This window comes from Streptomyces musisoli (assembly GCF_016741855.1).
Taxonomy (GTDB): Bacteria; Actinomycetota; Actinomycetes; order Streptomycetales; family Streptomycetaceae; genus Streptomyces; species Streptomyces musisoli.
Genome location: NZ_JAERRH010000016.1, coordinates 68,733 through 94,479, shown reverse-complemented (window position 1 = coordinate 94,479; position 25,747 = coordinate 68,733). Strand labels below are relative to the sequence as shown.

Here is a 25,747-nt window from a genome sequence, read left to right as displayed (position 1 = left end):
CGGACGGGCCGGCCGGGACGTGCCGGGCGCGGCGGGCCCCCGCCGCGCCCGGCGGACCCGCGAGCCCGGCGGCCCCTCGCCGCTCCGGCGGACCAGGGCCTGCCGTGACAGCCACCCCGATCCGTCCGGTCGGCGGACCGGGACCTGCCGGGTGTCGCCCCGATCCGTTCGATCGTGTGATCCGGTGCGGCGGCGGGACAACTCGCATCGTTTCTGCGTCGTATCGTCGTCGCATGGACGTCAGGAAGACGGTGGAGCCGCCGCGGCCGGGTGCGGCCGAGCCGGCGCTGACGACCGGCGCGCTGGCCCGCCGGCTCGGTGTCTCGCCCACCACCCTCCGCTCCTGGGACCGCCGTTACGGCATCGGCCCCGCCGCACGCACCGACGGCCGGCACCGGCGCTGGACGCCCGAGGACGTGACGACGCTGGAGACGATGTGCCGGCTGACCGCGTCCGGGGTGCCGCCCGCCGAGGCCGCCCGGGCCGCGCGGGAGCGGGCGTACCCGGCAGCGCAGCGGCGACCGCCGAAGACACCGCACGCACCGGGAGGACCGGCCGGACTCCCCGCACCGGCCGCCGACGGCACACCGTCGCCCGGCGACGCCCGGCAGGAGGGCCGGGGACTGGCCAGGGCGGCCGTCCGGCTCGACGCCGTGGCACTCGACGAGCGGCTGGAGACCGCCCTGGCCCGCCACGGCCTCGTCGTCGCCTGGCAGCAGGTGATGGCACCGACCCTGCACGCCGTGGGCCGCAAGTGGGCCTCGTCGGGGGACCGGTACGTCGAGGTGGAGCACCTGCTGTCCTGGCACGTGTCCACCGCGCTGCGCCGGCACACCCGGCACCCCATGGCGGCCGCCGGGGCCACGGGAGCCGGGCCCGTGCTCCTGGCCTGCGTGCCCGGCGAACAGCACACCCTGCCGCTGGAGGCACTCAACGCCGCCCTCGGCCGGCTCGATGTCCCGGCCCGGATGTTCGGCGCCGCGGTTCCGGCGGAGGCGCTCCTCGCGGCGGTACGGCGGCTGGGCCCGGTCGCCGTGGTGCTGTGGGCGCAGGCCCGCTCCACCGCGAGCCTGCCGCTGGCCGAGCACGTCACCGCGATGGAGTGGGGCGTCAAGGGGGCTCGTGCCAGGCCGCTGATGCTGCTCGGCGGACCCGGCTGGTCCGGCCGGCCCGCCCGCGGCATGCTCCGCCCGGCCTCCCTGTCCGAGGCCCTCGACATCCTGGCGGTCACCTACCGCGCCGCACCGCCCGCCGAGCCTTCCTGACGGGGCCGGGCCCGCTCAGTCCCGGCTGCGGGCCCGCTTGAAACGGGCCAGTCCGTCGGCGAGGCCGACGATCGGGTCCGGATACGCCGCGGCCCGCGCCCGGTCCGGTGCCGGCAGCTTCCACGGCTCGTGGACCGCCGCTCCCGCGATCTCCGCCAGCTCGGGCACCCAGCGCCGGACGTATGCGCCGTCGGGGTCGTGCCGTACGGCCTGGGTGACGGGGTTGAGGACCCGGTTGGGACGGGTGTCCGTGCCGGTGCCCGCGACCCACTGCCAGTTCAGCTGGTTGTTCGCCAGGTCCCCGTCGACCAGCAGGTCCAGGAAGTGCCGGGCCCCGATCCGCCAGTCGACGTACAGCGTCTTGGCCAGGAAGCACGCCGTGAGCAGGCGGGCCCGGTTGTGCATCCACCCCTCGTGCAGCAGCTGGCGCATCGCCGCGTCGACCACCGGATAGCCGGTACGGCCCTCCCGCCACGCCTCGATGTCGTCGCGGGCCGTGCGCTCGGACCGCCAGCGGTCGTGCTTGGCGCGGTAGTCCGCGCGGGCCGCGGCGGGGCGGGCCGCCAGCACCTGGCGGTGGAAGTCCCGCCAGGCGACCTGCCGCACGAACGCCTCCGCTCCCGGACCGCCCGCCCGGCGCGCCCGGTGGACCAGCTCGACGGGGGACAGCGTGCCGAAGTGCAGATGCGGCGAGAGCCGGGAGGTCGCGTCCCCGGCCAGGTCGTCGTGCCGGTCCGCGTAGGCGGCGATGCCGGAGCGGAGCCAGGCGGTGAGCCGCTTGCGGCCGGCCCTCTCGCCGCCCTCGGCCAGCCCCGGCGACAGCCCCGGCAGCGCGGCCCGGGAGGGCAGTTCCTCCGATCCGATGCCCGGCGGGAGACGCACCGCCCGGGGGGCCGTGAGGACGTCCCGCAGCCGCTGGCCCGACCACTGCCGGAAGTACGGCGTGAACACGGCGAAGTGGTCCGAGGAGGCCGGGGTCACCGTGCCGGGAGCCACCGCGGCGGTCACCGCGTCGTGGACGTACAGCCGCCGCCCGTCGGCCTCCAGGGCGCGCCGCAGCCGCCGCTCCCGGGAATGGGCGTAGGCGCTCGCATCGGCCGACAGGTGCACCTCGTCGGCATCGGCCTCGGCGGCCGCCTTGCAGACCTCCTCGACGACGTCGCCCGAGCGCACCACCAGCTGCCCGCCGCGCTCGCGCAGCCCGGCGTCCAGGTCACGCAGGCAGTCGGCGAGGAACGCCAGCCGGTTGGGCGCCGCGAAGCCCGCGGCGGTCACCGCCCGGTCGCGGACGAACAGCGGGACGACCTGACGGCGGCCCTCCAGTGCGGCCCGCAGGGGCGGGTGGTCGTGCAGGCGCAGGTCGGCGGTGAACAGGACGACCGAGACGGACATGGTGCGGCTCCGGGGCGAGGGATGCGGACACCTGGCACTTCCGGCGCCAGGGGCCCTGCGGATGCGCGTCCCGGTGGGCGGGGGTCCCGGGCGTGGCGGGCCGGGTGGATGCGCCTCGACGGACGGGCGGTTCAGCGCACGCACGGATGGGCGGACGGTCGTTCGTACCGGCACCGCACGGCAAGGCATGACATGACGGGGCAAGGCACGGCGTGACGGGGCCGGGCTGAAGCGCCTCGGCGGACGGGCGGACCGGGGGAGGCACGGATGGGCGGACGGTCGTTCGTGCCGGCAGGGCAGGGCAGGGCACGGCATGGCGGGGCCGCCGGCCGAGGCGCGTCTCGGCGGGCGGGTGCCCCTGGCGGCGTCGGCGGCGTCGTCGGCGGTGTCGGGGGACGCGTGTCTCAGCGGCCGGTGCCGGGGGTCTGCCGGGCCGCCGCCCGGGCGATGTTGCGGGCCATGCCGCCGAAGACCACGGCGTGGAAGGGCGACACGCTCCACCAGTAGACGTGGCCCAGCAGCCCGCGCGGGTGGAACAGGGCCCGCTGGCGGTACCGGCTGCGACCGTCGCCGTCCGGGACGGCGCGCATCTCCAGCCAGGCCAGGCCGGGCAGCCGCATCTCCGCCCGCAGCCGCAGCAGGCGACCCGGCTCGATCTCCTCCACCCGCCAGAAGTCCAGCGAGTCGCCCACCCGCAGCCGCTCGGCGTCCCGGCGGCCCCGGCGCAGGCCGACCCCGCCGATCAGCCGGTCCAGCCAGCCGCGCAGGCTCCAGGCGAGCGGAAAGGAGTACCAGCCGTGCTCCCCGCCCACCCCCTCGATCACCCGCCACAGCGCGGGCGCCGGCGCGTCCACCACCGCCTCCCGCCGGTCGGTGTACAGGCTGCCGCCCGCCCAGTCGGGGTCGGTGGGCAACGGCTCGCTGGGCGCGCCGGGCACCGCCGCGGACGACCAGCGCGTGCTCACCGCCGCCTCGCGCACCCGGCACAGGGCCAGCCGCACGGAGTCGTCGAAACGGAGCGGATGGCCCGGCGGGTCGGGCACGTACCCGGCGATGTCGTGCTCGTGGCAGACCACCTCGTGGCGCAGCGACTCCGTCAACGGTCGCGCGATGGACGCCGGTACGGGCGTGACGAGCCCCACCCAGAGACTGGAGAGGCCGGGGGTCAGGACCGGCACGGGCACGATGAGCCGCCGGGGGAGCCCGGCGACGCGCGCGTACCGGATCATCATGTCCCGGTACGTCAGGATGTCCGGGCCGCCGACGTCGAAGCGGCGGTTGACGTCGTCCGGCAGGCGCGCGCTGCCGACGAGGAGGCGCAGGACGTCCCGCACGGCGACGGGCTGGATCCGGGTGCGCACCCAGCTCGGCGTGACCATCACCGGCAGCCGTTCGGTGAGGTACCGCAGCATCTCGAAGGAGACCGAGCCCGAGCCGATGATGACGGCGGCCCGCAGTACGGCGGTCGGTACCCCCGAGGCCAGCAGGATGCGGCCGACCTCCGCCCGGGACCTGAGGTGCGGGGAGAGCCGGTCCTCCGGCACGGCGGCCGGCGCGAGACCGCCGAGGTACACGATGCGCCGCACACCGGCCGCCTTCGCCCGCTCCCCGAAGACGCGGGCCGCGCGACGGTCCGTCTCCTCGAAGTCCCCGCCGCTGCCCAGCGCGTGTACCAGGTAGTACGCCACGTCGACGTCCCGCATCGCGGCGGCGACCGAGTCGGCGTCCGTGACATCCCCCCGTACGGTCTCCACCTGAGCGGCCCAGGGGTGGTCGCGCAGCTTGCCGGGGGAACGGGCCAGGCAGCGCACCCGGTACCCGGCGTCCAGCAGTTCGGGCACCAGCCGGCCGCCGATGTAGCCCGTGGCTCCGGTCACCAGGCAGCGCAGGCCGCCCGCTGGGTCGTCGTGGTTCATCGAGACAGGTCCTTCGTGTCGGTGGCCCCCTCGGAAGACTTCCCGCCGGGGCGGACCGGCGGATGCGCACCTCACCGCAACGGCGGCGGAACGGGCGCCGGGAGCGGTGACATGTCTGCGCTGATCGGGGGCAGCCGGATCGGTACAACATGTACATTCCGTCGTCCCCGACGCAGGAGGTGGCCGCCGCCATGAGTGCGAAGGTGTTGGAGCGATTTCCCGCTGGAGCCCCGCGTGGATCCTGGCCGGCGGAGGAGTACGCGGCGGCCCGACGCGCCGAGGGTGAACCGGCGACCGTGGTGATGGACCTGAAGTCGGACGCGTTCCTCGTCGTGGTCGAGGGACGGGAGGACGACGGCCGCGCCTGAGTCCGGGGCGTGCGCCGTGCGTCGGCCGGTGCGGGCCCGCACCGGCCGACGCACGGCGCACCGACGCACCGACCCAAGACGCACCGACGCACGGCGCCCTGCGCAGGGGCGGACGTTCCGCAGGACGAACGCCGTGGGTGACGGCCCGCTCCGACGCGTGACCCTCGTCACTCAGGGGTGCCCACGGAATGAACTTGAGGACATGAAAGGTTGGCATCTACATCCGACTTCATGTCCGGCCGAACCGGCCCTGCACCACCAGCGAGGCATCCGTGAACCACTCCCTGCCCGAGCAGCCCGCCGACGTCGTCGCCCGGCTGCGCGCCACCTTCGGTACCGGTCGCACCAAGCCCGTCGAGTGGCGCACCGGCCAGCTGCGCCGGCTGCGCGCGATGCTCACGGAACGCGGCGCCGACCTCGCCGCCGCCCTCCACACCGACCTCGGCAAGAGCAGCGCCGAGGCCTACCGCACCGAGATCGACTTCACCGTCCGCGAGATCGACCACACCCTGGAGCACCTGGCGGACTGGCTGCGCCCGGAGCCCGCGCCCGTCCCGGCGCACCTCGGAGCCGACGCCACGGCCTGGACGCAGTACGACCCGCTGGGCGTCGTCCTCGTCATCGCCCCCTGGAACTACCCGGCGCAGCTCCTGCTCGCCCCCATGGTCGGCGCGCTGGCCTCCGGCAACGCGGTCGTCGCCAAGCCGAGCGAGCTGGCGCCGGCCACCTCGGCCGCGCTGGCCGAGCTGATCCCGGCCTACCTGGACACGGAGGCGGTCGCCGTCGTGGAGGGCGGTGTCCCGGAGACCACGGCCCTGCTGGCCGAGCGCTTCGACCATGTCTTCTACACCGGCAACGGCACCGTCGGCCGCATCGTCATGCGGGCCGCCGCCGAGCACCTCACCCCGGTCACCCTGGAACTGGGCGGCAAGTCACCGGTGTTCGTGGACCGCGGCACCGACCTGGACGCGGTCGCGGACCGGCTCGCCCACGGCAAGTTCCTCAACGCCGGGCAGACCTGTGTCGCGCCCGACTACGTCCTGACCGACCCGGAGACCGCGCCCGCCCTGGAGGCCGCGCTGGTCCGCGCGGTCGAGGGCGTGTTCGGCGCCGACCCGGCGCGCTCGCCGGAGTACGGCCGGATCATCAACGAGCGGCACTTCGACCGGCTGTCCGCGCTGCTCGGCTCGGGCCGTGTCGCAGTCGGCGGCGCCGCGGACCGGGAGGCCAGGTACATCGCGCCCACCGTCCTCGCGGACGTCGACCCCGAGTCGCCCGTCATGGGGGAGGAGATCTTCGGCCCGATCCTGCCGATCGTCACCGTGCCCGGCCTGGACGAGGCCATCCGCTTCATCAACGACCGCGACAAGCCGCTCGCCCTTTACGTCTTCAGCGAGTCGGACGAGACCCGTGACCGCATCGCCGCCGAGACCTCCTCCGGCGGCCTCGGCCTCGGCCTTCCGCTCGCCCATCTCACCGTCTCCGACCTGCCGTTCGGAGGAGTGGGGGAGAGCGGCATGGGCAGCTACCACGGCCGCTACTCCATCGAGACGTTCAGCCACCGCAAGGCGGTCCTGGCGAAGCCGCTGTCCTGACCCCGCACTGCTGGGAAGAACCCCGCGCAGGAGCGGAGCCGGGTCTTTGCCGGCGCTTCGCCCGGTTCCTCGGGGCCGCGCCGGGCGCCGACCTGAACTGCCGATGCCCGGCCGGACCGCGGCCTCCGGCGCGTTCAGCCGACGGCGGAGAGCCCGCGGGCGAAGCGGCGGACGGCATCGGTGAAGGCCGCCGGGTCGTCGAAGTTGGCGAGGTGCCGAGCCCGCGGGATCAATTCGACGCGAGCCTGCGGATGCGCGCGGGCGAAGTCCGCCTCCCCGGCCCGGAAGACGGTGTCCTTCTCGCCGTTCAGGATGAGGACCGGAGCCTTCACATGACGCATCGCACCCGCGTCGAACCGTCCGAGCACCTCGTCCCAGGCTGCGGGCAGGGTGTGGAAGGCGTAGCCGGACCGGATGGTCGCCTCCACCACTTCCCGTGGGTAGAGCCGCCGCAGAAATCGGTCGTTCCACCGGGTCAGGCGATCCTCGGGCACACGAGGGACCAGCCTGCCGACCGCCCGGTAGGGCGCTGCCCAGAGGCCGCGGGTGGAGGCACTGGCTCCCGCCAGGACCAGGCCGCGCAGTCGTTCCGGACGGCGCCGCGCGAACTCCAGCGCGGTATATCCGCCGAGCGAGTGCCCGACGACCAGGGCCGGCCCGTGATCGAGCGAGTCGACTGCGGAAGCGATGATCTCTGTCGCGGCGGTCAGGCTCCAGGGCTGAGCCGAGCGCTTTCCGTGGCCGGGCAGGTCGACGGCGACCACCGGGAACTCGTCCCGGAGTGCGGCAAGCTGCATGCTCCACTGTCCCGCGCTGAAGCGCGTCCCGTGCACGAAGACCACGGGCACCGCATCCGCTGCCGTCATCTGACCCCCCGAGTGACACCGTCCTCGGGCCGACTCTACCGGCGGGCTCCTCCTCGCGATCAAGGGGCATGGCAGAGGCTGCCCGAACGGCCGGCCGTGTGGTGCTCCGTCACATGTCCGTGGAGGCAGGGGCGTTGGCGTCGCAGATCATCGTGCGACGAACCTGGACACCCTCGCGGAGGCGCTCAGGGCATCCGCCGCGCGCCGGCTTCGTACGATCACGCGTAGGCCGTACCGGGCGCGAAGTCCGGCGGGTGCCGGAACGCGAGGGCGAGCATCTCCTGCGGGGTGCGCGCCCGGCCCGGGTCGGCGTCCAGCGAGGCCGCGAGTTCGGGTGCCGCCGTGTAGTTGTACGGGCCGCTGCGCATCTCCAGCAGTTCGGCGAGGGTGATGTGGGCGCCGCCCGGCACTCCGGGGACGTAGGCGGACACCGGGTCGCCGAGCCGGAGCCTGCCGTCCTGGGCGAGGATCAGCGCCGCGGTCATCGTCTTGGTGTTGGAGGCGATCCGGAAGTGGTCGCCCGTGGTGGGCGGCTCGGCCGTGCCCGACTCGGTGGTGCCGACGGTCGCCCGGAAGGTCCCCTGCGGGGTGCGGAGCAGCACCACGGCGCCGGGAACCATGAGTTTCCTCGCCGCCCGCTCCACGGCCGCCCGGAACGCGGCCGGGTCGACGGGCTTCAGCGCCGACGGGCCGGGGACGGCGACGCCCGTCGGCTCCGCGGAGCCGCGCGTGGCAGCTCGGTCCACCGGTCGTGCCGGCTGGGTTCGCCGTGCGTGGCGGCCGGGTGTGCCGGCGAGCGCGGTCCGCTGCGTCGGTCGTCGTGGCCGGGTTCGGCCCTGTCGAGATCCCGCGGCCAACTACAATCGTGTAGACGGAGCTTTCGGACAGCAGACAAGGCGGGGTGAGGGACGTCCCCATGACCGATGCCAAGGATGAACGCCGGCCGGCCGGTGAACTCGAGGCGAGCGTCCTGGCCGCGCTCTGGGCCGCCGACGCGCCCCGGACCCCCGGCCAGGTCCAGCTGAGCCTCGGCGCGTCCCTCGCCCGTACGACTGTGACGACGATCCTGACCCGCCTGTACGACAAAGGGGTGATCGGCCGCCGGCGCGAGGGCCGGGGTTACGCCTACTTCCCCGTCCAGGACGTCCAGGACGCCCACGGTCTCACCGCCCGCCGGATGCACAGCGAGCTGGACCGGGACAGCGACCGCGAGCGGGTCCTCGCCCGCTTCGTCGCCCAGCTCAGCCCGGGCGACGAACGCATCCTGCGCAACCTCCTCGAATCCGACGGCCGATGACCGCGCTGCTCCTGCTCCCCCTGCTGCTGCCGTTCGCGCTGCCGCCCCTGGCCCGCCGGGCCCTGGACCGGCTGACTCCCGTCGCCGCGCTGTGGTCCGTCACCGGCTGCGCGGTGCTCCTCGCCGGCTGCTCGGCCGCGGCGCTCGGCCTGTTCGTCCTGCTCGGCCTGCTGGAACTGCCGCTGTTCGCCGCGCTCGGCGAGCTGGTCCATCCGCTGCGCACCGCCTCCGACGCCTTCGTCGTCCCGGCCGCGGCCGCCTCGGCCGGGGCGCTCGCCGTGTGCGGCTGGGCCCTGGTCCGCTCGACCACGGGTCAGGTCCGCGCCTTCCGGGCGGCCCGTGCGGAGGCCGGGCGCGGGCCCGCCGCCGGCGACCTGCGCGTGGTGGACTCGCCGTACCCCGACGCCTACGCCCTGCCCGGCCGGCCGCACCGGGTCGTCGTGACCACGGCCATGCTCCGCAGCCTGGACGGATCCGAGCGCGAGGTGCTGTTCGCCCACGAGCGGGCCCACCTCGCGGGCGGCCACCACTACGCGCTCGTCGCCGCCGAACTCGCGGCGCACTGCCACCCCGCGCTGCGCCGGGTCCGCGACACGGTCGGCCTCGCGGCCGAGCGCGCCGCGGACGAGGCCGCGGCCGTCGCGGTCGGCGACCGCCGGCTGACCGCCCGGGCCATCGCCCGCGCGGCGCTCGCCGGCCGGGCGGCGCGCACCGCGCGCCCCGGCTTCGCCCCGGGGGCGGCCACGGGTCCCGTCCCGCAGCGCGTCCAGGCCCTGCTGGCCGCTCCGCGGTCACCCCGCGCCGGCCGTGCGGTCGCCGCGCTCCTCGTCGCCTGCGCCGCCGTGTCCTGCGTGGCCTCGGTCACCGGGACGGCCGACGTCCACCACCGCGTGGAGGTCGCGCAGGGCGAGGAGAGGCCCTGACGGGAGCCTGCCCTCCGACCGCTCCTTGACGCGCGTAGAACCGGGACTGGCGCCTGCGTAGTTTTACGTATAACCTCACCGGCTAATCGCCCTCACCGGAAGGTCTCCATGCGCCGCGTCGCCCTGGTCACCCTCGTCGTCGACGACTACGACGAGGCCATCCGCTTCTACACCGAGGCCCTCGGGTTCCGTCTCGCCGAGGACGCCCCGCGCCCCGACGGCTCCCGCTGGGTCGTCGTCGAGCCGGGCGGCGACGGCCACGGCACCGGACTCCTCCTGGCCCGCGCCAAGGACGAGGACCAGCGGACGCGGGTCGGCGACCAGACCGGCGGGCGCGTCGGCTTCTTCCTGCACACCGACGACTTCGCCCGCGACCACGCCCGGATGACGGCCGCCGGCGTGACCTTCCTGGAGGAGCCGCGCCACGAGCCGTACGGCACGGTCGCCGTCTTCCGGGACCTGTACGGCAACCGCTGGGACCTGCTCCAGCCGGCCGCCTGACCACGCACGAACCACCCGCTCCGACCCACCTGCCGAGGAAAGCCCTGCCATGACCGCGCCCCGCATCGACACCGAGACCCTCCGCCGGCTCCCCAAGGCCGTCCTGCACGACCACCTCGACGGCGGCCTGCGCCCCGCCACCGTCGTCGAGCTCGCGGCCGCGGTCGGCCACCAGCTGCCCACCACCGACCCCGACGAGCTGGCCGCCTGGTACTTCGAGGCCGCCAACTCGGGCGACCTCGTCCGCTACATCGCCACCTTCGAGCACACCCTCGCCGTCATGCAGACCCGCGAGGGCCTGCTGCGCACCGCCGAGGAGTACGTCCTCGACCTCGCCGCCGACGGTGTCGTCTACGCCGAGGTGCGCTACGCCCCCGAGCTGAACACCAACGGCGGCCTCGCGCTCGCCGAGGTCGTGGAGACCGTGCAGGAGGGCCTGGCCGCCGGCATGGCCAAGGCGGCGGCCGCCGGCACCCCGGTCCGCGTCGGCACCCTGCTGTGCGGCATGCGCATGTTCGACCGGGTCCGCGAGGCCGCCGACCTGGCCGTCGCCTACCGCGACGCCGGTGTCGTCGGCTTCGACATCGCCGGCGCCGAGGACGGCTTCCCGCCCGCCGACCACCTCGACGCCTTCGAGCACCTGCGCCGGGAGAGCGTGCCCTTCACCATTCACGCGGGCGAGGCGCACGGCCTGCCCAGCATCCACCAGGCCCTCCAGGTCTGCGGCGCCCAGCGCATCGGCCACGGCGTGCGCCTGACCGAGGACATCGTGGACGGCAAGCTCGGCCGTCTCGCGTCCTGGGTGCGCGACCGCCGGATCGCCCTGGAGATGTGCCCCACCTCCAACCTCCAGACCGGGTGCGCCACCTCGATCGCCGAGCACCCGATCACCGCCCTGAAGGACCTCGGCTTCCGGGTCACCCTGAACACCGACAACCGGCTGGTTTCGGGCACGACGATGACCCGGGAGATGTCCCTGCTGGTCGAGGAGGCGGGCTGGACGGTCGAGGACCTGCGCACGGTCACCGTGAACGCCCTGAAGAGCGCGTTCATCCCGTTCGACGAGCGCAAGGCCCTCATCGAGGACGTGGTCCTGCCGGGTTACGCGGCAGCGCTCTGAACCAGCCCCCTGAGGTAGGCGGCCTGTCCGACGTGCTGAAGATCGTCGGACAGGACGCTCACCAGGCGGACCCCCAGGGTGACCGGGGGGTCCCAGCGTTCGTCCACGACGCGTTCGAGATCCTTGGCGGCCAGGGAGCGCAGGACGCCGAGGGTCTGTTCGTGGACGGCGTCGTAGTACCCCGTCAGCTGGTCGGCCGACTCGACGCGGACCTTCGCGACCTTGGCCGGGCTGTGTCCGTAGCCGGTGTCGTGCCGGGGCAGGTCGAGGCCGAAGCGCTTCACCCAGTCCTGGGAGAGCCAGACCTGGTCGAGGTCGAAGGCGTCGGCGATGTGGTCGTCCTGCACCCGGGTGAGATGCCACACCAGCCAGGCGACGGAGTTGGCGTCGGGGGCCGGGCGATGGTGCAGTGCGTCGGGGCCGAGGCCCTCGAGGGCGGCACGGACTTCTTCCTGGATGCGGCCGAAGCCGTCGATGAGGATGTCCTTTGCATGCATACCGTCCACCATCGCAAACCGCCGCCGCCCACGCGTCCGGAATCCGGCTTCTGCCGAGGTCCGGCCGCGTCCGGCCCGGTCAGCCGTACTGGAGCCCGTCCCGGGGTGGTGCCTGGTCCCCCGCCCCGCCCCCGGTTTCCAGGAGGGTGACGAGCGCCCGGGCGGCCGGGCTGGTGGCGCGGTCCGGCGGCAGCAGGGCCACCGTCTCGTACTCCGTCCCGCCCACACCCTTCAGCGGCACCGCGGTGAGCGACGGCCGCTTGTGCCGGAAGTGCCGCGGTACGACGGCGATCCCGAGGTTCTCGTCCACCAGGTCCAGCAGACTGTGCACGTCGTTGACCTCCAGCGCTACCGTGCGCCGCACACCGGTCGCGGCGAACGCGGCGTCGGTGGCGCGGCGCGGCCCCCAGTCGGGGTGGAAGTCGACGAACACCTCACCCGCCAGGTCGTCCGGGCCGAGCACGGCCGGAGCCGTGGCGAGGCGGTGGCTCGGGTGGCACAGCACGGTCATCGGCTCGCTGGTCAGCGACACCGACCGCAGCTGGTCGGTGTCGGCCTGGGTGCGGTAGGCGAAGGCCAGGTCGAGGCGTCCGGCCGCGACCTCCTCCGCCAGCGCGCCGGAGCCGGTCTGCCGCAGCCGGATCTCCACGTCCGGGTGCCGTCCCCGGAACGCGGCCAGCAGCCGGGCCACGTGCACCCCGGCGATGCACTGCTCGGTGCCGAGGGCGAGCGTGCCGCGCAGCACGCCCTGCACCGCCGCCACGGCCTCGTGCGCCGCCCGTACCTGGGCGAGGATCCGCTCGGCCTCCGCCAGCAGCGCCCGCCCCGCCTCGGTGAGCGTCACCCGGCGGGTGGTCCGCACGAACAGGGGTGCCCGCAGCTCCCGCTCCAGAGCCCGGATGGACGCCGACAGGCCCGACTGGGACACCATCAGGCGTTCGGCGGCCCGGGTGAAATGCTGGTCCTCGGCGACCGCGACGAAGTGCTGGAGATGGCGCAATTCCATGATTGAGAAGCCTAGCCGCTGAATTCCATCGGATTCTCCTGTTGGACCACTGTCCGTGGTCGAGGGAAGAGTGGTCACCGGTAGACCGTGTGCCCACCCCTCTGGAGTCGCGTTGTACACCGCACACCCCGACCGCTACGCCGACATGCCCTACCGGCGCACCGGCCGCAGCGGCCTCAAGCTCCCCGCCCTGTCGCTCGGCCTGTGGCACAACTTCGGGCCCGACCGGCCCGTGGAGACCCAGCGGGCCATCCTGCGCCGCGCCTTCGACCTCGGCGTGACCCACTTCGACCTCGCCAACAACTACGGGCCGCCGCCCGGCGCCGCCGAGTCCGCCTTCGGCGAGGCACTGCGGGCGGACCTCGCCCGCTACCGCGACGAGCTGGTGATCTCCACCAAGGCCGGCTATCTGATGTGGCCCGGTCCGTACGGCGAGTGGGGCTCGCGCAAGCACCTGCTGTCCTCGCTGGACCAGAGCCTCGCGCGGATGGGCCTCGACCACGTCGACATCTTCTACTCGCACCGCCACGACCCCGACACCCCGCTCGAGGAGACGATGGGCGCCCTGCACACGGCGGTGCAGCAGGGCAAGGCCCGCTACGTCGGCGTCTCCAACTACTCCGCCGAGCAGACCCGTGAGGCCGCCCGTATCCTCGCCGGCCTCGGCACCCCGCTCCTGATCCACCAGCCGCGCTACTCGATGCTGGACCGCCGCCCCGAGGACGAGGGCCTGCTCGACACCCTGGACGAACTCCAGGTGGGCTCCATCGTGTACTCGCCGCTGGAGCAGGGCCTGCTCACCGGCCGCTACCTCGACGGCATCCCCGAGGGCAGCCGGGCCGCGAGCGACAGCCCGTTCCTGAACTCGGTCGCGGTCACCGAGGACCTGGTCGCCCGGCTGCGCGCGCTCGACGAGATCGCCAAGTCCCGCGGCCAGACCCTCGCCCAGCTGGCCCTGGCCTGGGTGCTGCGCGGCGGCCGGGTGACGTCCGCCCTGGTCGGCGCGAGCAGCGCGCGGCAGATCGAGGACAGTGTGGCGGCCATCCGCAACCTGGACTTCGACGCCGGCGAGCTGGCGCGGATCGAAGCGATCGTCAAGCCGTAGGACGGACGCCCACCTCCCTCGCCGGGGCCGCCGCCCGCGGACCGGCCGCGCGGGTCCGGTGCGCCGAACGGCTGATGCCCGGTGCACCGGGCGGCCCCGGCCCCGGCGGGTCACCGGGAGACCGGTGCCGCGGTTCTCGCCGGAGACGCCGCCGAAGCGGGGCCGTCACGGTCCCGCGCTCCGGTCGTCCCGAGGTCATGCCCCCGGTCGCAGCATTTCGGCCAACCGTCGCCCTGAATATGCCAAGAGACTGGCCGGAAAGACATGGTGACAGTGGTTCAGTAGTGAACATACTCGACAGTGAGGGCTTCACTTCCAGCGAGGTTCCGATCACGCACCGCACACGAGCCGCACCGAAAGCGAGGCCGGAAGGCAGGCGAACGACGCGACGGGGGAGTGCGCATGCACGACGAATTCCTGTGCCATGTCACCGCGTACGGCACCTGCGGCGGACAGCGCATCGGAGTGCCCCTCGGCACCTACCGCGCCCCCACCCTCGCCCTCGCCCTGTGGTGGCTGCGCGACCGGGCGAGCTGGATCGCCGACCGCCTCGACCCGCAACCCGAGGCCGCACACTTCCCGCCCAGCTCGCTCGTCCCGGTCGCCGACACCGTTCCCGACGTACCGGCCGTGCTGCGCGCCTGGTGCGGCGACCCCGGTCAACAGGAACTGGTCGCCGACGAGTTGGCCGCGGGAAGGCTGGTGCGGATCGCGATCGGCGACGACACCACCGAGTACGAGCTGCTCGCGGAGTCCATCGACGCCCTGCGCATGCAGCGGACCGTCCCGGTGCTCGTCGTACCCGTCGCCTGACCGGCGGCCCCGGCTGTCGGACGGGGCACACATGTACCCGAATCGGTAGAATTTCCCGCATGGCTGAGCGGCCGGTCATACCGACTGCGCCCGAACTCGTTTTCGAGACCGAGACGGGCGCCACGGTGATGACTCCGAGCCACGACTACCTCATCGGACGCGACCCGCTGAGCGACATCGTCCTCGACGACGTCCGGGTCTCGTGGCACCACGCCGTCCTGCGCTGCGACGACGGCCACTGGACCGTGGTGGACCGGGACAGCACCAACGGCACCTACACCGACGGACACAGGATCCAGGAGCACGAGGTCCGGCCCGGGAGCGTGATCCGCTTCGGCAACCCCGCCGACGGCCCCCGCGCCGTCCTGGCCGACGCCCCGGAACCCGACCCGGACCGCCCCGCCGCCGTCTCCCAGCCCGCACTGACCGGCACCTTCCGCAGGCCCGCCAGCGTCCGCCCGCTGCCCGCACGGACCGTCCGGATCGGCCGCGACCCCGACAACGACCTCGTCGTGGACGACCTGGTCGTCTCCCGCAGCCACGCCGAACTGCGCACCCACGATGACGGCACCTACGAGATCGCCGACCTCGGCAGCCACAACGGCACCTACCTCAACGGCCGGCCCGTCACCGTGGCCCCCGTCGGCCCCGGCGACATCATCGGCATCGGGCACTCCGCGTTCTGCCTGGTCGGCGACGAACTCCAGGAGTACGTCGACACCGGCGAGATCTGCCTCGACGTCCAGGACCTCACCGTCACCGCCGACGGCGGCCGGACGGTCCTGCTGGACAACGTGTCCTTCCCGGTGCGGGAGAAGTGCCTGCTCGCGGTGGTCGGACCGAGCGGTGCGGGCAAGTCGACGCTGCTCAACGCGCTCACCGGCCAGCGGCCCGCCGACCGCGGCACCGTCCTGTACGACGGCCGGGACCTGTACCGGGACTACGCCGAGCTGCGCCAGCGCATCGGCCTGGTCCCGCAGGACGACATCCTGCACCCGCAGCTCGCCGTCCGCGCCGCCCTCGGCTACGCCGCCGAACTGCGCTTCCCCGAGGACACCGCCCCAGCCGAGCGGCGCGCCCGGGCCGCCGAGGTCATCCGCGAACTGGGCCTGGAACAGTGCACCGACCAGCCCGTGCACATCCTCTCCGGCGGGCAGCGCAAACGGGTCAGCGTGGCCCTGGAACTGCTCACCAAGCCCTCGCTGCTCTTCCTGGACGAGCCCACCTCCGGCCTGGACCCCGGCATGGACCGCTCCGTGATGCACATGCTGCGCGGCCTCGCCGACGACGGTCACACGGTCGTCGTGGTCACGCACAGTGTGCTCAGCCTGGACATCTGCGACCGGCTCCTCGTCCTGGCCCCCGGCGGCAAGGTCGCCTACTACGGGCCACCCGGCGACACCCTCGCCTTCTTCGGCTTCGCGCACTGGCCGGAAGCCTTCGAGGCGTTCGACCGGGACCGGGACCGCGACTGGGGCAAGGAGTACCGCGACTCGGGGTTCCACCAGCGCTACGTCAGCGAGGCCACCGCCCAGCCGCACCACCCCGGCCCGGCTCCGGTGCCCCCGGTGCCGCCGCCCCGCCCGCGCCGCTGGGCCGCCCAGGTCGCCACCCTGGTCCGCCGGTACACGGCCGTCCTGAGCGCCGACCGCACCTTCCTGATCGTGATGGTGGGCCTGCCGTTCGTGATGGGCGCCATGGCCCGGGCCCTGGCCGGCGGCCGGCTCACCCGGGACACCGCGATGAACGCGCTGCTCATCCTGTGCGTCGGCGCGGTCCTCACCGGCGCCGCCAACGCCGTGCGCGAACTGGTCAAGGAACGTGCCGTCTACCGGCGCGAACGCGCCGTCGGCCTGCCCAGGTCCGGGTACCTGGTGTCCAAGATCATCGTGCTCGGCACGGTCACGGTGGCCCAGGCCGTCGTGCTCACCCTGGTCGCCCTGCTCGGCGTCGATCTCAGCGCCCCGGACGGCCGGGGCGTCCTGCTGCCACCGCTCACCGAGATCACCCTGGCCGTGGCCCTGCTGGCGTTCACGGCGATGATGCTCGGCCTGCTGGTCTCCGCGCTGGTGCGCAAGGAGGAGGTGACGATGCCGCTGCTGGTGCTGCTCGCCATCGTCCAGGTCGTCTTCTGCGGGGCCCTGCTCACCCTGAACGGAGTGCCCGGCCTGGAGCAGCTGTCCTGGCTCGTGCCCTCCCGCTGGGCGCTGGGCGCCATGGCCGGCACCGTCGGCCTGTCCCGGCTCGTCCCGGGCAGCCTGTCCGCCGACCCCCTGTTCCGGCACACGCCGGGCGTCTGGCTGCTCGACATGGCCATGCTGCTGGTGCTGTCCGTGCTCTACGGCCTGGTGGTCGCCCGGCTGCTGCGCCGGCAGGAGCCGGCCGTGATGCGGAAGTAGGCAGGCGATGACCTCTCGCGGATTCCGGCCCACCCACGTCGTACCGCCGCGCGGCATGCCCGCCTGGGAGACCCCGGACCCGGCGCGGCCCACGGTGCCCCTGGACCCGCTGCTTCCGGTGGAACTCATGGATCGGCGCGGCGACTGGGCGTACATCCGCTGCGCCAACGGCTGGGCCGCCTGGGTCGACGGCCGCGTCCTGGTCGCCGTACCCGGCGACCCGCCGGCCGCCGACGGCGCCCCGGAGGGAACCGCCGACCCGCGGCCCCTGCTGGCCCGAGCCGAACAGGCGCTGGCCGACTACCGGGCGGCCGTGGAGGCGCTGGCGTCCGGCGCCCTGGACGGCGAGGACTTCGAGGCCCGCACCCGGGACCTGAGGATCGGGCTCGTGGTCGACGGCGAGTCCATGTGGCTGTACGACCCGGAGGAGGGCCGGTGGCTGTACGGCGACGGACGGCGGCTGAGCACCTACGCCACCGACCGGACGGTCACCGGTGCGGGGGACACCGGGCACGCCCCCACCCGGCTGGTCGCGCCCGAGGGTGAGCGCCGATGAGGAGCGGGACCGGTCTGTTCTCCGGCCGTCCCTCGGAACTGATCGGCCGGCAGGTGGCGGGCTACCGCATCGAGAGCGAGATCGGCCGCGGTGGGATGGCCGTCGTGTACCGCGCCCACGACCTGCGGCTGGGCCGCACGGTCGCCCTCAAACTGCTCGCCCCGGAACTGGCCCGCAACGACACCTTCCGCCGGCGCTTCATCCACGAGTCCCAGGTGGCCGCCTCGCTCGACCACCCGCACATCGTGCCCGTCTTCGAGGCCGGCGAGACCGACGGAGTGCTCTACATCGCCATGCGCTACGTCTCCGGCAGCGACCTGCGCCACCTCCTCGACGTGCGCGGCCCGCTGCCGCCGTCCGACGCGGTGCGGATCGCCGCCCAGGTGGCATCGGCCCTGGACGCCGCGCACGAACACGGACTGGTGCACCGGGACGTCAAGCCCGGCAACATCCTGGTCGCCGAGGGCACCGACAGCGACCACCCCGAGTACGTGTACCTCACCGACTTCGGACTCACCAAGAAGTCGCTGTCCCTGACCGGTTTCACCAGTGTCGGCCAGTTCGTCGGCACCCTCGACTACGTCTCCCCGGAACAGATCTCCGGCCGCCCGGTCGACGGCCGCTGCGACGTCTACGGCCTGTCCTGCGTCGTCTACGAGACCCTCACGGGCCGCCCCCCGTTCCAGCGCGATGACGACATGGCCCTGCTGTGGGCCCACCAGTACGACGAACCGCCCCCGCCGAGCGAGGCACGCCCCGGGCTCGCCCCGGCCGTCGACCCCGTCTTCGCCACCGCCCTGGCCAAGAGCCCGGACGCCCGCCACGACACCTGCCTCGCCTTCGTCGCGGCCCTGCGCGCGGCCCTGACCGCCGCACCCGCGCCCCCGCGCACCGACCCGGAACCGGACGCCCCCACGCCCGCCCGGCCCGCTCCTCCCCGGCCCCCGGACTGGGCCGCGCCGGCCTTCGGCCCCGACCGCGACCGCTCCGGTCCCGACCGGCCCTAGTCCGGTCCCGGCCGCGACCGAGAGGTGTCCACGGGGCCCGCGCGGCGCACCGGCCGGGCCAGCAGACCACCCAGGAAGCCGGCCACCAGTCCCCACAGCGCACCCAGCCCCACCGCCTGCCACAACCGGGGCCGCAGGAGCACCTCGCCGACCAGCCCGCCCCCGAGGTCGCCGATGCCGAACACGGACAGCCCGTAGTGCGCGGAGACACGGCATGTCAGGCAGATCATCAGCACCGTCGCCGCCAGTGCGACGGCCAGGTGCACGGCGTGCTGCCACAGCCGCACCCGGGCCGGTGACCGCACGGCCATCCGGAAGGCCACGGCGAGCAGCAGGACGACGGCCGCGACCAGCAGCCACCACATCCGGCCGTCGTACTCGGTGAGGGAACGCAGGTTGAGCGCCGAGACGTCCGGAGTGCGCAGGATCGCGTCGAGTACATGCGGCATCGGCAGGCCGAACGGGCCCTCCACCCGGCCGTTCCAGGTCGCCCCCAGACCCAGGGTGAGGGCCGGCCACACCAGATTGGGCAGGCCGAGCAGGACCAGCGCGCACACCGTGGCGACATGTCCCCTGGTGACGGCCGTGACCAGAGCGGTGACCACGCCGATGACGACGTACGCCAGCAGCAGTTCGATCATCGCGTGGGCCGCGGGTCGTACCGCCTCCTGGCGGCGCAGCAGGCGCCCCGGCAGCGGGGCCCCGCGCGCGACCAGCAGGGCCAGCAGCAGCACCCCGGCCAGCCACAGCAGCCCGAACAGCACGGTCGACGGCACGTCCGTGGTGAAGCCGATCCTCGGCGCCGCCTCGAACAGGTCGGCCAGATCGTCGAGGGTGCCGCTGCCCAGGTCCACGGCGAACGTCTGCCGGGCCGCGAAGGCCAGACCGATCAGCGCCGGCAGCCACAGCACCGCCAGCCGGGCCGCCCAGCCGGCCAGCTCCCCGGCCGAGGCGACCGCCCGGTGCCGCAGGGGGCGCAGGAAGCCGGACCCGATCACCAGGGCACCGGCGAGTGACACGGACAGCGGGAGCACGGTGAGAGAGGCCTGGGTCCGGGCGAACACGCCCGCGTCGCCGGAGAGCCGCACGCTGCCGCCGACCGCCGTGACGACGGTCGCGGCCACCACACGCGGGAACGCGCCGTCCGGCAGATCCGCGGCACCGGCCGCCCACAGCCCCAGCGCCGCCACCAGGACCATGACGGCCAGCCCGGTCAGCACCGCGGCCACGGCCTGCGCCCAGCCGTGACGGGCGGAGGGCCGCGCGGGGACGGTCGGAGGGCTCACCCTTGCCACGCTAAGCAGCGGTCGCGTGCCCCGCGCGCCGGGTGGGCCGTCCGCGTCGGCTTGCGGGTCACGCGGTGCTGCGACACACAATGGGGTCAAAGTGCGGCCAAATGCACCAAAAGTGGTTTAAGAAGGTTCATTCTTGAATGCCGCACACGGTGATGGGAAGGAGGGCTCGTGAGCGACGAACCTCCGTCCTCCGGCCGGTCCAGTGGCCCTCCCTCAGGCCGGTCCGGCGACCCTTCCTCAGCCCCGTCCGACGGCCCTTCCTCCGGCCGGTCCGACGGTCCTCCCTCGGGCCGGTCCGGCGGCGCTCCCTCCGGTGAGCCCAGCGGCCCTCCCACCGGCCCCCTGTCGGGCTCTTCGCGGCCCCCGTCCGGACCGCCGCCCACGCAGCCGCCGTCGAGCGGTGTGGGGCCGGGGGGACCGGAGCGGCCGTGGTGGCAGTCGGTGCCCCGCCTGGCGGCGCTCACCGCGGCACTCGCCGCCGCCGTGGCCCTCGCGGTGGTCTTCACCCGCCCGGGCGGATCCGCCAAGGGCGGCGAGGTGTTCCTCCAGTCGGTCAACAGTGTGGGGCAGGACCCCTTCACGGAGACGACCGCGCGGCGGGTCTCCGCCCCGCCGACACCTTCCGCTTCCACCGCGACCCCCGGCGGGACGACGGGCGGGGCCGAACAGGTCCGCGGGGTGCCCGGCGGGGCGCCCGGCCTGTACGGCGGCACCCGGCGGACGGCGAGCTGTGACGTCGAGAAGCAGATCAAGTACCTGCGGGCCGACCCGGCCAAGAACCGGGCGTTCGCCGAGGCGGCCGGCGTGCGGCCCGCCGACGTACCGTCCTTCCTGCGCTCGCTCACGCCCTTGCAGCTGCGCACGGACACCTGGGTGACCAACCACGGGTTCCGGAACGGCGCCGCCACCAGCTACCAGGCCGTCCTCCAGGCCGGCACCGCCGTCATGGTCGACGGGCACGGTGTGCCCCGCGTGCGCTGTGCCTGCGGCAACCCGCTGACCTCGCCCGTCGCGCAGCGCACCACGCCCAAGGTGGTGGGCAAGAGCTGGTCGGCGTACCGGCCCGGCAACGTCGTCGTGGTGACGCCGGCACGGGCACCGGTGCCCGTATTCGTGATCTACGACCCGCACCGCGACGAGTGGGTGGGCCGTCACCGCGGTGACGAGCAGGGCCGCCGCGATCACGGGGTCAGGCCGCCCAAGCACCCGGAACCGTGGAACCAGCCGACGCCGTGCGCGGTGGCTCCCGGCGCGACCGGACGGCCCGGCTCCTCGTCGAAGCCGTGCCCGTCGACCTCGGGCCGGACGCTCCCGCCGATGCCTTCCACATCACCCTCCAGGCTCCCGCCGTCCTCGCCGGGGTCGCCCAAGCCGGGGTCGTCCAAGCCGTCGTCGGAGTCGTCGAAACCGGAGTCGTCCGAGCCGTCGTCGGAGTCGTCGAAGCCGGGATCGTCCAAGCCGTCCAAGGGGGAGCCGTCCAAGCCCTCCAAGGAAGAGTCGTCCAAGCCGGAGACGTCCAAGCCGTCGAAGGGGGAGTCGCCCAAGACGGAGACGTCCAAGCCGTCGAAGGAGGAGTCGTCCAAGTCGGAGTCCGCCAAGCCCTCCAAGCCGTCGAAGCCGGAGTCGGCCAAGCCGGAGTCCTCGAAGCCCCCCAAGGAGGAGTCGCCCAAGTCGGAGTCCTCGAAGCCCCCCAAGGAGGAGTCGTCCAAGCCGGAGTCCGCCAAGCCCTCCAAGCCGTCGAAGGAGGAGTCGCCCAGGTCGGAGTCCGCCAAGCCCTCCAAGCCGTCGAAGCCGGAGTCGGCCAAGCCGGAGTCCTCCAAGACGCCGTCGGAGTCGTCCAAGCCGGAGTCCTCCAAGCCGGAGTCGGCCAAGCCGCCGTCGGAGTCGAGGACGTCCCAGTCGGCCGAGGCCCCCACCAGCCGGGCGCCGGCGCCGTCAGCGGGCTCCCCGCGGGAATCCGCACCCGGCGCACAGACCTCCGGGACCGCAGGCCGGCCGGGCCGGACCTCCGAGCCGCCGCAGCGGACGTCCGAGCAGCCCCAGCGCACTTCTCAGCGGCCACAGCGGACGTCCGAGCAGCCCCAGCGCACTTCTCAGCCGCCGCAGCGGACCTCCCAGCCGCCCCAGCGGACTTCCGAGCAGCCCCGGCGGACTGCGGAACAACAGCCGGCGGAGACCGCCGATCAGCAGCAGGAGCAGGACGGTGGCCAGCAGCAGGACGGTGGCCAGCAGCAGGGCGGCGGCCAGCAGCAGGAGCCTGGCGGTGGGGGGTCGTGAGCGGCGCGCGGCTCTCGGTCCCCGCGCCCGGCACCGTGACCCTCACCACTGTGCGCGCTCGGCGAACGGATCCGGTGGACTGGCGGGCCGGGCTCGGGGTACGAGGACTGGTGCAACAGCGACCGGCCGGACCGGGCTTTCCGAGAGAGACAGCATGACCGAGCACCTGGGCGGGGCAGTGATACCGACTGGTTTCGACGTTCCCGTGGAGCCGCTGCGACGCGCGGCGCACTACACCGGCGAACCCGGATGCATCGCCGAGGCACGTGCCTTCGCGTCCCGGTTTCTCCAGCAACTGCGGACCGAGTGGTACGCCACCGCCGACGGCCGGGCCGCCGGCGAACTGCTGCTGATGGTGAGCGAACTGGTCACCAACGCCGACCAGCACAGCGACGGCCCCTACATCCTGGAGCTGGAGGGCACGGACACGTCGGTCGCGGTGTCCGTGTACGACAGCAGCACCGCCCTGCCACGCCGTTACCCACGGGACCCCCAGCGCGTCGGACGGCACGGGCTGGAGATCGTGCACGCCCTGGCCGCGGAGGTCACCGTGGAGCGCGTCCCCGTGGGCAAGCGGGTGCGGGCGGTCTTCCGCCTGAACCACTGAGCGAAGCCGGCCCCGCGGAATCGTCGGGGCGCTCCCGGGACGGGAGCCCCCCCGACGGTGCCGTGTCAGGCGCAGCCCAGTTCGCCGAGCATCCCCTGCCGGAGCCGGGTGATGATCCGCTTGATCAGCCGGGAGACGTGCATCTGGGAGCATCCGAGCCGCTCCCCGATCTCCGCCTGGGTGGCCTCCTCCACGAAACGCAGGTGGATGATCTGCCGGTCACGGTCGCTCAGCTCCGCCATCAGCGGGGCGAGCGCGTGGAAGTCCTCGACGAGCCGCAGCCCCTCCTCCTCCACGCCGATGAAGTCGGCGAGAACCGCTTCGCCGTCCTCGCGGCCGTCACCGGTGAGCGCGGCATCCAGGGAGGCGGAGTTGTAGCCGTTGGAGGCGAGCTGCGCCTCGACCACCTGGTCCTCGGAGATGTTCATCAACGTGGCCAGCTCGGCGACCGTCGGGTCCCGGTCCAGCCGGCTGGACAGCTCCTCACGCGCCTTGGCCAGCTCGACCCGCAGTTCCTGGAGCCGGCGGGGCACATGGACGGCCCAGGTGGTGTCCCGGAAGAAGCGCTTGATCTCGCCGACGATGTACGGCAGCGCGAAGGAGGTGAACTCGACCTCGCGCGAGAGTTCGAACCGGTCGATGGCCTTGATCAGGCCGATCATGCCGGTCTGGACGATGTCCTCCATGTCGTCGCCACGGCCCCGGAACCGGCCGGCCGCGAACCGCACCAGCGACATGTTCATTTCAATGAGGGTGTTGCGCGCGTACTGGTGCTCGTGCGTGCCCTCTTCCAGCTCGGCCAGCCGGCGGAAGAACTGACGGGACAGCTCCCGCGCGTCCCGCGGGGCGACGGACGTCGGGTCCGCGATACCAGGCAGTGATCCCTCGCCCGTCCTGTCCTGCTCGGTCTGCTCGACGACCTCTGCTTCCGACCGGATCTCGGCGGCGGTGTTCATTACCTCTCCCACGAAAGTCACGGTGCGACGGGTGCCTCTACGGCCTCTGTCTCCGAATCCCTGTGCATGATGCGTCTCTCCGGGTACCCGATAGTGGGTGGGTCATGCGCCCATGGAGCCGCTCACCGCGCGAGTACCCCCCGTGACGCGGCGCATGCACCCGCGGCGCCGCACTGGCGTGAAACAGCCGTTCGGATCAACGGTACGGTGCCGGAATTTCCCTCAGGGCGCAAAGCCGCGCCCTTGTCCCGGACCGCAGCGCTCCTAGGCTGACGGGATGACGCACCCGATGAGCGACGAAGCCCGAGTGATCCCCCTGCGACCGGCGCCCGCCCGCCCGCGCACACCGGAACCCGAGCCCGCTCCCAGGGAGCCCCTGTGGCGGGACCTGGTTGGCGAGGTGCTGCGCCGCGAGCGGCAGGCGCAGGAGCGCACCCTCAAGGACGTGGCCGACGAGGCCCGGATCTCGCTGCCCTACCTGTCGGAGATCGAGCGGGGCCGTAAGGAGGCGTCCTCCGAGGTCCTCGCCGCCGCCGCGCACGCGCTCGGCCTGGGCCTCGGGGATCTGCTGTCGCTGGCGCACGGCGAGCTGAGCCGGCGCACGGCCGAGCGGCGCCGGCCCGCCACCGTGTCGCACCGGCCGTACCAGGGGCTCTGCCTGGCCGCCTGAGACGAGCGCCTCCCGCGGCCGCCCGGAGAACGCCCGGACACCAGGTCCTCGCAGCTCCCCCGTGGGCTCAGCCCTGCCGCAGTTGCCGGAAGAACGCCCGCACGTCGCCGATCAGGAGGTCCGGCTCCTCCATGGCCGCGAAGTGCCCGCCACGGTCGTACTCCGTCCAGCGCACCAGGTTCTCCGTGCGCTCTGCCTTGTGCCGCAGGGCGATCTGGGGTTCGGCCGGGAACAGGGCGAGCGCGGTCGGCACGGTGGACGGCTCGGCCGGGCGGGCGGCCCGGCCGGAGGCGTGCGCCCGCTCGTAGTAGATGCGGGCGGACGAGGCGGCCGTACCGGTCAGCCAGTACAGCATCACGTTGGTCAGCAACCGGTCCCGGTCGACGGCCTCCTCCGGCAGCTCGGCGCAGTCGCTCCACTCACGGAACTTCTCGACGATCCACGCGAGCTGGCCGACCGGCGAGTCCGTCAGGGCGTAGCCGAGGGTGTGCGGCCGGGTGGACTGGAGGACGGCGTAACCGGTGCCCTCCCGCGACCACTCGGCCCAGCCGCGCCACGACCGCAGCGTCCGCTCCCGGTCCTCGGGCCCGAGCCCGGTCAGCTCCTCCTCGGTCGGCTCGGTGGCCGCCTGCGCGCCCGGCAGCAGGTTGAGGTGGACGCCGATGACCCGGTCGGGGTGCGCGCGGCCCAGTTCCCTGGAGATCGCCGCGCCCCAGTCGCCGCCCTGGACGCCGAACCGCTCGTAGCCGAGCCGGCGCATCAGCTCCGCCCAGGCGTCGGCGACCCGGCCCGCCTCCCAGCCGGGCTCCGTGGTGGGCCCGGAGAGCCCGAAGCCGGGGATGGTCGGTACGACGACGTGGAAGGCGTCGGCCGGGTCGCCGCCGTGCGCCGCCGGGTCGGCGAGCGGTCCGGCCACGTCCAGGAACTCCACGAGCGACCCCGGCCAGCCGTGGGTCAGCACCAGCGGGGTGGCGTCCGGCTCCGGGGAGCGCAGGTGCGCGAAGTGGATGTGCGCTCCGTCGATCGTGGTGGTGAACTGCGGCCAGGCGTTCAGCCCCGCCTCCGCGGCGCGCCAGTCGTACTCGTGCCGCCAGTAGGAGACCAGCTCCCGCAGATAGCCGGCCGGGACGCCGTACTCCCAGCCGGCGCCGGGCAGCTCGGCGGGCCAGCGGGTGCGGTCGAGGCGGTCGTGGAGGTCGTCGAGGTCGCTCTGCGGTACCGAGAGGCGGAAGGGCCGGATGCTCTCTTCGGGCGTTGAGGTCATGATCCGGATGCTAGGCGGAAGACGCCTCACCCGTTCGGATGAAACGGCGTCG

At 73.8% G+C, this 25,747-nt stretch carries 23 protein-coding genes and 1 pseudogene; 15 read left to right on the top strand and 9 right to left on the bottom strand.

Annotated elements, in window-relative coordinates; translation table 11 throughout:
- Positions 1-233 precede the first annotated feature (233 nt).
- On the top strand, positions 234-1,265 hold the full coding sequence (locus JK361_RS31020; protein ID WP_201824517.1) for a MerR family transcriptional regulator: 1,032 nt from the start codon (positions 234-236) through the stop codon (positions 1,263-1,265).
- Between the two features lie 15 nt (positions 1,266-1,280).
- Here the strand turns inward: JK361_RS31020 and JK361_RS31015 are convergent, their stop codons facing one another.
- Positions 1,281-2,657 carry a cryptochrome/photolyase family protein gene (locus JK361_RS31015; RefSeq protein ID WP_201824515.1) on the bottom strand — a complete coding sequence of 459 codons (1,377 nt, stop codon included), beginning with the start codon at positions 2,655-2,657 and terminating at the stop codon, positions 1,281-1,283.
- 404 nt (positions 2,658-3,061) lie between these two features.
- Positions 3,062-4,573 (bottom strand): SDR family oxidoreductase, encoded by a 1,512-nt coding sequence (locus JK361_RS31010; RefSeq protein ID WP_201824513.1) that lies wholly within the window; start codon positions 4,571-4,573, stop codon positions 3,062-3,064.
- A gap of 191 nt (positions 4,574-4,764) precedes the next feature.
- Here JK361_RS31010 and JK361_RS31005 point away from each other — a divergent pair, with 191 nt between their 5' ends.
- Both JK361_RS31005 and JK361_RS31000 read left to right on the top strand, forming a co-directional pair.
- The gene (locus JK361_RS31005) at positions 4,765-4,941 is read left to right on the top strand and encodes a DUF8839 family protein (protein ID WP_201824510.1); all 177 of its coding nucleotides are present in this window, start codon (positions 4,765-4,767) and stop codon (positions 4,939-4,941) included.
- A 272-nt stretch (positions 4,942-5,213) separates the two neighbouring features.
- Positions 5,214-6,536, top strand: a complete 1,323-nt coding sequence (locus tag JK361_RS31000) for an aldehyde dehydrogenase family protein (protein ID WP_201824508.1) — start codon at positions 5,214-5,216, stop codon at positions 6,534-6,536.
- Positions 6,537-6,670: 134 nt separating this feature from the next.
- Here the strand turns inward: JK361_RS31000 and JK361_RS30995 are convergent, their stop codons facing one another.
- Together JK361_RS30995 and JK361_RS42210 are read right to left on the bottom strand one after the other, a co-directional pair.
- Entirely contained in the window at positions 6,671-7,402 is a 732-nt protein-coding gene (locus JK361_RS30995; protein ID WP_201824506.1) for an alpha/beta fold hydrolase, read from the bottom strand.
- Positions 7,403-7,620: 218 nt separating this feature from the next.
- On the bottom strand, positions 7,621-8,148 hold the full coding sequence (locus JK361_RS42210; RefSeq protein ID WP_307787362.1) for a serine hydrolase domain-containing protein: 528 nt from the start codon (positions 8,146-8,148) through the stop codon (positions 7,621-7,623).
- Positions 8,149-8,318: 170 nt separating this feature from the next.
- Between JK361_RS42210 and JK361_RS30985 the strand changes: the two genes are divergently transcribed.
- The 4 genes from JK361_RS30985 to JK361_RS30970 all read left to right on the top strand — a co-directional run bounded on the left by JK361_RS30985 (position 8,319) and on the right by JK361_RS30970 (position 11,243).
- Positions 8,319-8,699, top strand: coding sequence for a BlaI/MecI/CopY family transcriptional regulator (locus tag JK361_RS30985; protein ID WP_201824504.1), 381 nt, complete (start codon positions 8,319-8,321; stop codon positions 8,697-8,699).
- Positions 8,696-9,622, top strand: coding sequence for a M48 family metalloprotease (locus JK361_RS30980; protein ID WP_201824502.1), 927 nt, complete (start codon positions 8,696-8,698; stop codon positions 9,620-9,622). Before JK361_RS30985 ends, JK361_RS30980 begins: the two co-directional genes overlap by 4 nt.
- 108 nt (positions 9,623-9,730) lie before the next feature.
- Positions 9,731-10,123 (top strand): VOC family protein, encoded by a 393-nt coding sequence (locus tag JK361_RS30975; RefSeq protein WP_201824495.1) that lies wholly within the window; start codon positions 9,731-9,733, stop codon positions 10,121-10,123.
- A 49-nt stretch (positions 10,124-10,172) separates the two neighbouring features.
- Positions 10,173-11,243: an adenosine deaminase gene (locus JK361_RS30970; RefSeq protein WP_201824493.1), complete on the top strand. Its 1,071-nt coding sequence runs from the start codon at positions 10,173-10,175 to the stop codon at positions 11,241-11,243.
- Here JK361_RS30970 and JK361_RS30965 read toward each other — a convergent pair.
- Together JK361_RS30965 and JK361_RS30960 are read right to left on the bottom strand one after the other, a co-directional pair.
- A complete protein-coding gene (locus JK361_RS30965) occupies positions 11,225-11,740 on the bottom strand; it encodes a mycothiol transferase (RefSeq protein WP_201824491.1) in 516 nt (171 codons plus the stop codon). The genes JK361_RS30970 and JK361_RS30965 overlap by 19 nt on opposite strands.
- Positions 11,741-11,819: 79 nt before the next feature.
- Positions 11,820-12,746, bottom strand: coding sequence for a LysR family transcriptional regulator (locus JK361_RS30960; protein WP_201824488.1), 927 nt, complete (start codon positions 12,744-12,746; stop codon positions 11,820-11,822).
- A gap of 112 nt (positions 12,747-12,858) precedes the next feature.
- Between JK361_RS30960 and mgrA the strand changes: the two genes are divergently transcribed.
- The 5 genes from mgrA (at position 12,859) to JK361_RS30935 (ending at position 18,626) form a co-directional block, all read left to right on the top strand.
- A complete protein-coding gene (gene mgrA, locus JK361_RS30955) occupies positions 12,859-13,851 on the top strand; it encodes an L-glyceraldehyde 3-phosphate reductase (protein ID WP_201824487.1) in 993 nt (330 codons plus the stop codon).
- 402 nt (positions 13,852-14,253) lie between these two features.
- Positions 14,254-14,664, top strand: coding sequence for a hypothetical protein (locus JK361_RS30950; protein WP_201824480.1), 411 nt, complete (start codon positions 14,254-14,256; stop codon positions 14,662-14,664).
- A 59-nt stretch (positions 14,665-14,723) separates the two neighbouring features.
- Entirely contained in the window at positions 14,724-17,063 is a 2,340-nt protein-coding gene (locus JK361_RS30945) for an FHA domain-containing protein (RefSeq protein WP_201824478.1), read from the top strand.
- 7 nt (positions 17,064-17,070) lie between these two features.
- Positions 17,071-17,619, top strand: a complete 549-nt coding sequence (locus JK361_RS30940; RefSeq protein WP_201824471.1) for an SH3 domain-containing protein — start codon at positions 17,071-17,073, stop codon at positions 17,617-17,619.
- Positions 17,616-18,626: a serine/threonine-protein kinase gene (locus tag JK361_RS30935; RefSeq protein ID WP_201824469.1), complete on the top strand. Its 1,011-nt coding sequence runs from the start codon at positions 17,616-17,618 to the stop codon at positions 18,624-18,626. The genes JK361_RS30940 and JK361_RS30935 overlap by 4 nt, the downstream gene beginning before the upstream one ends.
- On the opposite strand, the gene JK361_RS30930 is transcribed toward JK361_RS30935, so the two are convergent.
- The gene (locus JK361_RS30930) at positions 18,623-19,912 is read right to left on the bottom strand and encodes a streptophobe family protein (RefSeq protein WP_201824467.1); all 1,290 of its coding nucleotides are present in this window, start codon (positions 19,910-19,912) and stop codon (positions 18,623-18,625) included. The genes JK361_RS30935 and JK361_RS30930 overlap by 4 nt on opposite strands.
- Before the next feature lie 177 nt (positions 19,913-20,089).
- On the opposite strand from JK361_RS30930, the pseudogene JK361_RS42705 reads away from it, so the two are divergent.
- Both JK361_RS42705 and JK361_RS30920 read left to right on the top strand, forming a co-directional pair.
- Positions 20,090-21,412, top strand: a pseudogene (locus JK361_RS42705) (DUF6777 domain-containing protein); the annotation flags it as partial.
- A 940-nt stretch (positions 21,413-22,352) separates the two neighbouring features.
- Complete coding sequence (locus JK361_RS30920; protein WP_201824463.1) at positions 22,353-22,805, top strand: ATP-binding protein; 453 nt, start codon at positions 22,353-22,355, stop codon at positions 22,803-22,805.
- A 65-nt stretch (positions 22,806-22,870) separates the two neighbouring features.
- Here the strand turns inward: JK361_RS30920 and JK361_RS30915 are convergent, their stop codons facing one another.
- Positions 22,871-23,761: an RNA polymerase sigma factor SigF gene (locus JK361_RS30915; protein ID WP_201824691.1), complete on the bottom strand. Its 891-nt coding sequence runs from the start codon at positions 23,759-23,761 to the stop codon at positions 22,871-22,873.
- A gap of 277 nt (positions 23,762-24,038) precedes the next feature.
- On the opposite strand from JK361_RS30915, the gene JK361_RS30910 reads away from it, so the two are divergent.
- A complete protein-coding gene (locus JK361_RS30910; RefSeq protein ID WP_201824461.1) occupies positions 24,039-24,431 on the top strand; it encodes a helix-turn-helix domain-containing protein in 393 nt (130 codons plus the stop codon).
- Between the two features lie 67 nt (positions 24,432-24,498).
- Here the strand turns inward: JK361_RS30910 and JK361_RS30905 are convergent, their stop codons facing one another.
- Entirely contained in the window at positions 24,499-25,695 is a 1,197-nt protein-coding gene (locus JK361_RS30905; RefSeq protein WP_201824459.1) for an epoxide hydrolase family protein, read from the bottom strand.
- Between the last annotated feature and the right edge of the window lie 52 nt (positions 25,696-25,747).

Excerpts from the sequence above, each read along its gene's own strand:
- JK361_RS30975 (WP_201824495.1), top strand. The coding sequence starts at position 9,731 with ATGCGCCGCGTCGCCCTGGTCACCCTCGTCGTCGACGACTACGACGAG.
- JK361_RS30965 (WP_201824491.1), bottom strand. The coding sequence starts at position 11,740 with ATGCATGCAAAGGACATCCTCATCGACGGCTTCGGCCGCATCCAGGAA.
- JK361_RS31010 (WP_201824513.1), bottom strand. The coding sequence starts at position 4,573 with ATGAACCACGACGACCCAGCGGGCGGCCTGCGCTGCCTGGTGACCGGA.
- JK361_RS30915 (WP_201824691.1), bottom strand. The coding sequence starts at position 23,761 with ATGAACACCGCCGCCGAGATCCGGTCGGAAGCAGAGGTCGTCGAGCAG.
- JK361_RS30960 (WP_201824488.1), bottom strand. The coding sequence starts at position 12,746 with ATGGAATTGCGCCATCTCCAGCACTTCGTCGCGGTCGCCGAGGACCAG.
- JK361_RS30950 (WP_201824480.1), top strand. The coding sequence starts at position 14,254 with ATGCACGACGAATTCCTGTGCCATGTCACCGCGTACGGCACCTGCGGC.
- JK361_RS30995 (WP_201824506.1), bottom strand. The coding sequence starts at position 7,402 with ATGACGGCAGCGGATGCGGTGCCCGTGGTCTTCGTGCACGGGACGCGC.
- JK361_RS31015 (WP_201824515.1), bottom strand. The coding sequence starts at position 2,657 with ATGTCCGTCTCGGTCGTCCTGTTCACCGCCGACCTGCGCCTGCACGAC.
- JK361_RS31020 (WP_201824517.1), top strand. The coding sequence starts at position 234 with ATGGACGTCAGGAAGACGGTGGAGCCGCCGCGGCCGGGTGCGGCCGAG.
- JK361_RS30970 (WP_201824493.1), top strand. The coding sequence starts at position 10,173 with ATGACCGCGCCCCGCATCGACACCGAGACCCTCCGCCGGCTCCCCAAG.
- JK361_RS30910 (WP_201824461.1), top strand. The coding sequence starts at position 24,039 with ATGACGCACCCGATGAGCGACGAAGCCCGAGTGATCCCCCTGCGACCG.
- JK361_RS30905 (WP_201824459.1), bottom strand. The coding sequence starts at position 25,695 with ATGACCTCAACGCCCGAAGAGAGCATCCGGCCCTTCCGCCTCTCGGTA.
- JK361_RS31005 (WP_201824510.1), top strand. The coding sequence starts at position 4,765 with ATGAGTGCGAAGGTGTTGGAGCGATTTCCCGCTGGAGCCCCGCGTGGA.
- JK361_RS30935 (WP_201824469.1), top strand. The coding sequence starts at position 17,616 with ATGAGGAGCGGGACCGGTCTGTTCTCCGGCCGTCCCTCGGAACTGATC.
- JK361_RS30940 (WP_201824471.1), top strand. The coding sequence starts at position 17,071 with ATGACCTCTCGCGGATTCCGGCCCACCCACGTCGTACCGCCGCGCGGC.
- JK361_RS30920 (WP_201824463.1), top strand. The coding sequence starts at position 22,353 with ATGACCGAGCACCTGGGCGGGGCAGTGATACCGACTGGTTTCGACGTT.
- JK361_RS30945 (WP_201824478.1), top strand. The coding sequence starts at position 14,724 with ATGGCTGAGCGGCCGGTCATACCGACTGCGCCCGAACTCGTTTTCGAG.
- JK361_RS30980 (WP_201824502.1), top strand. The coding sequence starts at position 8,696 with ATGACCGCGCTGCTCCTGCTCCCCCTGCTGCTGCCGTTCGCGCTGCCG.
- JK361_RS30985 (WP_201824504.1), top strand. The coding sequence starts at position 8,319 with ATGACCGATGCCAAGGATGAACGCCGGCCGGCCGGTGAACTCGAGGCG.